This is a genomic window from Streptococcus mitis (genome assembly GCF_003942965.1).
GTDB lineage: Bacteria > Bacillota > Bacilli > Lactobacillales > Streptococcaceae > Streptococcus > Streptococcus mitis_BH.
The window spans coordinates 1-4,552 of the sequence record NZ_RJOG01000045.1 but is presented as its reverse complement, the minus strand read 5'-3'; the positions used below and the strand labels follow the sequence as shown (position 1 = coordinate 4,552).

The 4,552-nt window shown below is 37.3% G+C and carries 4 protein-coding genes; all 4 read right to left on the bottom strand.

Annotated elements, in window-relative coordinates; all coding sequences use genetic code 11:
- Positions 1 to 676 (bottom strand): glycosyltransferase family 2 protein (locus D8837_RS08915; RefSeq protein WP_142999002.1); only part of this gene is annotated, 676 nt, incomplete at its 3' end.
- 39 nt (positions 677 to 715) lie between these two features.
- Positions 716 to 1,594: an acyltransferase gene (locus D8837_RS08910; RefSeq protein WP_049492156.1), complete on the bottom strand. Its 879-nt coding sequence runs from the start codon at positions 1,592 to 1,594 to the stop codon at positions 716 to 718.
- The gene (locus D8837_RS08905) at positions 1,591 to 3,675 is read right to left on the bottom strand and encodes a glycosyltransferase (RefSeq protein ID WP_049492158.1); all 2,085 of its coding nucleotides are present in this window, start codon (positions 3,673 to 3,675) and stop codon (positions 1,591 to 1,593) included. The genes D8837_RS08910 and D8837_RS08905 overlap by 4 nt, the downstream gene beginning before the upstream one ends.
- A 148-nt stretch (positions 3,676 to 3,823) precedes the next feature.
- Positions 3,824 to 3,970, bottom strand: coding sequence for an LPXTG cell wall anchor domain-containing protein (locus tag D8837_RS09825; RefSeq protein WP_312023207.1), 147 nt, complete (start codon positions 3,968 to 3,970; stop codon positions 3,824 to 3,826).
- Positions 3,971 to 4,552 lie beyond the last annotated feature (582 nt).

The following is a 4,552-nucleotide window of genomic DNA, read 5'->3' as shown; positions in this document are numbered from 1 at the left end:
CATCTAATTTTTCTTCTGAAAACTCTTTAGTAGTAATTGAATTTGGACGAATCCTGTAAGCATAGATAACTTTTGGTAATTTAATCCATTTTCCTGAATGACTTACCAACTCGGGAATAACTGCTAAATCTTCAAATATCCACCCCTCTGGAAAAAAATCTTCTGTTAATAAACTTTTTCGAAACAATTTTGGAAAAACGCTAACTCTCAGCTCATTTAATGCCAATTCTCCCAATTTGTCATCCTTGGTTATTAATATTTTTTTCTCAAAATTATGACAGACTCTATCCACTTTTATTTCATCATGGAAATTTTCAATCATTCCTTCTATAATATCAACATCATCTTCAATGTGTTCTATTAAAGTTTCTAAGAAATCAGGATAAATATAATCATCACTATCTACAAAAGCTACAAAAATAGACTCTTCTCTAATATGATTAATCCCTGTATTTCTAGCCCCACTTAAACCTTTATTAGATTGATTGATTAGTTTGAAACGACTATCTGTTAGATATTCTTCCGCTATTTGTTGTGAGCTATCCGTGGATCCATCATTAACCATAATGCAATCAAACTTTTTATAAGTTTGATTCTGAATACTATCCAAACACTGTCTCAAATAATTTTCAACATTGTAGATAGGAACTACAATACTGATTAATTCATTCCCCATATACTAACTTACCTAGCCTTGATTTATTCTATTTCCCGTTTAATCTCTTCTTTTTACAGAAAGATGCCCATCATTATAAACCACACTGTTTGCTGGAATATCATTGCGTATGAGGCAACCTGCTCCGATAATGGTATTGTCCCCAATCGTCACTCCTTTTAAAATCGTGACGTTACTTCCAATCCAGCAATCTCGTCCAACTCTAATCGGAGCTGTAGTCCACTGCCACTTTTCGATTTTTTCAGCGGTATAAATATGGTCGTGATCATAAAAACGAACACCCTCCCCCATCATGGTACCTGCTCCGATTTCAATTCTTTCCATACAGTTAAAACTACATGAGTTATTGATAAAAACACCATCATGCAGTATTAACTTACCCGAAGAGATATGAAAATTTTCAAAATTTCTACAGATGACATTGGCTCCTACAACCAAGTTGCCCTTATCATCGATTTGAAAGACATTCCAAGTCCCATCTTGGATGATTTTTTCTTGATGATTGGTGCCTACTCTGATTTCATTCAGATAGTCTCTCACTCTAGAAACCAATTTATCTGGTGCACTTGATAGAAAAACTTCCTGCCCCTGATCTCCATGTGCTGTATTGTCAAATGCAAAGGCAGTTTTTCCAGCCTGCACAAACCTTGAGACAATAGCATCCACTTCTTGAAAATGATTAATATCTAATAGAAAGTCACATGTATTGACTAGAAAGTTTAGCTGTTCTTCATTTGTAACCGTTAGGAGACGGACATTATAGTTCGTTTCTAAGTTACGAATTTTCTCGGAAAACTGAACAGGCGCTGCAATATGAAAACAGATATCTGGCAATTTGTCAAGGAGATAATCCAACTCTTCAATCTGATCACTAACCGTCAAAATCAGAGCATCTCCTAATAGATGATTTTTCTTCATTTGCTTATTTCTCTTAATTTTTCTATCATTGCTTGAACTTGGTCAACAGTATATACCTCCTGACCTACTTCGTAAGATTTGGTATTTTCAAAGGATAAAATAGGTTTGCCAAGTCTTGCAAATTGATCGAGAATTTCCTCTGTTTTTTCACCATAGTTTATATCTAAAAGTACTTGACTGGTTTCTACCAATTCATTATCGACATCTACCAAGTAGTGAATTCCGTTAAATATGGTCACGTTTGGATAAATCGTCATCTGAGTTAATCGATCACTAACTATTACTCTAGCTGCTATCTTAAACTGAATATCTGGTAAGGATTTAACCAATGTTTCAATTTGTTCAATATGGTCTGAGGCTGTATAGATGAGACAAGTGAAAGGATCCTTTATAGGATAAATATGAGATTTTTGTAATGGATGTAAATGATGATTTTGTCCCAACTCTGTCCATTCAAGGCCATGATAGTACCACCAAACATCACGATAGGTTTGGGATGCCAAATCTTTCCACGGTTTACGATGTGAAAGATAATGAATAATACCAGGATAATCCTGACCTACAGGCAATCGATAATCAGTGAACTGCCTATGAATGACAATGTGATTATAATCAAAGTCCAATTCCAGCCATTTATGTTCAAAAAGCATATTCAAGATACTCTGATCTGCCTGATCCACCTTATCATGCCATTCATTGGTCAAATCAATCAACTTTTGAGTCATATTCTCTTGTTGCCACAAAACATTATTGATCAATAGAACACCAGCATTAAAAATTTCACGACCGAAATAGGCTCTTCCCCCGAAATCTCTAACAGCAGCCAAAGGATAATCTTGTAAGTCACTTGCAAACAAATCATCGAGATTTTTCGTTACGACTAGATCACAATCCAAGTAGAGGGCCTTTTCTTCTTTTACAAAATCAGCTACGAAATAGCGTAAAAAAACAGTGTAACTAATATCCGTTTTATAACGTGAAATTTGATCAGAAGTCACCCGACAATTAATAATTTCTGAATCGAACTTTTCTAAGCGCTTATTTATTTGCTTGATCCATTCATTTGGAAAATCGCTATGAATGAGATAAAAACGAATCGAACGATTATGATAACAAATAGACTTGATCGTCGTCAAAACTTGGTCTACATAGGCATAGTTTGCTGCTAGTATAATGGCTTTCTTTTCACTCGCCTCTTGTCTCGATAGCTGATGTAAAAGCCTTTGTTTCATTTCAAACTCTTTATATGTTACTGTGTCAGATAAGCCGCTAGCTTGACCGTTGGAGAGACTGAATTCCAACATTTGACGATAAACCGCCAAATGCTTCTCTAAAGGGTAACCCATATTAGCTAGTAGCGTAATGCGTTCGAACATGGCATCAACCAAGGCATGCATCCACTTTTCCGTCCAAACCTTTGACAGACTATTTTTTCTAACTCTATATGAATAAATCCCTCTATTTACATAAATGATTTTCTCGGATAATAAATAAATCTTTTGATTGAGGTAACCATCTTCTCCCAACTTGCCTATATCAAAACGTAAGTGCTTAAACAAATCTGCCTTATAAAGTTTACCCCAAGCAGATATCAAAGCAAAACTCTTCATTTCTTGGGATTCATATAAGTTCTCAAATATGGAAACATTATCATATACCTTCTCGTAATAGGAGTTTCCTGATATATGGAAGTAGAACATTCCTTCACTTTCGTTGAAAGAATAGTAATTCCCAACTGCAATATCTGCCTGATACTGTGTTATTTTTTTGTATAGAGTTTCTACATAATCTAACTCAATCCAATCATCTGAATCCACAAAGGTCACATAATCTCCGGACATATTTTCCAGACCGGTGTTTCGTGCAGCAGACAGGCCAGCATTTTCTTGTTCTATATAGATAATTCGGTAATCGATTTCTGCAAATTCTTTACAAATCTCTCCTGAAGTATCAGTAGAACCATCATTAACGACAATAATCTCAATATTTTTATATGTTTGAGCAATAATACTATCTAGGCATTTTCTTAGATAGTTTTCCACATTGTATACCGGTACAACAACCGTTATTTTATCATCCACTAGCGATTTTCTCCTTATATTTATTATACAATTTTTTAGTCAAAATTTCAGCTATATAATAGTAAAAACCCCTTGAAAATTCTACTTTTTCAAGGGGTTTCTATGATTTATGTGTGCGAGTTAGCTTATCCTAATTTTATAGGTTGTCTTACTCTTCTTCATCACGTTTACGACGTTTCGCAACTAGACCAATTCCAGTCAAAGCAGCTAGAGCTCCAAGTAGGGTCGTTCTACTTGATGACTCAGTACCTGTATTTGGTAATTCTTTTTGTGATTTACCTGTAGATTCAGAAATATTTCCAACTTGTGAGTTCGAATGGTTTACTGAATTTGAAGAGTTGGTACTTGCTGAAGCCGACGCACTGGTTGATGCCGATGCTGACGCGCTAGTACTTGCTGAGGCCGAGGCGCTNGTGCTTGCCGATGCTGACGCGCTAGTGCTTGCTGAAGCCGAGGCACTTGTGCTTGCTGAGGCTGACGCGCTGGTACTTGCAGAAGCCGAGGCACTTGTTGATGCTGAAGCTGAAGCACTGGTACTTGCTGAAGCTGATGCACTGGTACTTGCTGAGGCCGACGCGCTTGTTGATGCGGAAGCTGAAGCACTGGTACTTGCTGAAGCTGAAGCACTGGTACTTGCTGAGGCCGATGCGCTTGTCGATGCGGAAGCCGATGCACTAGTACTTGCTGANGCCGATGCACTTGTTGACGCTGAAGCTGAAGCACTTGTCGATGCTGAGGCTGATGCACTGGTACTTGCTGAAGCTGACGCACTGGTTGATGCCGAAGCCGATGCACTTGTACTTGCTGAGGCTGACGCACTGGTACTTGCTGAAGCTGACGCGCTAGTACTTGCCGATGCTGAAGCACTGGTACTTGC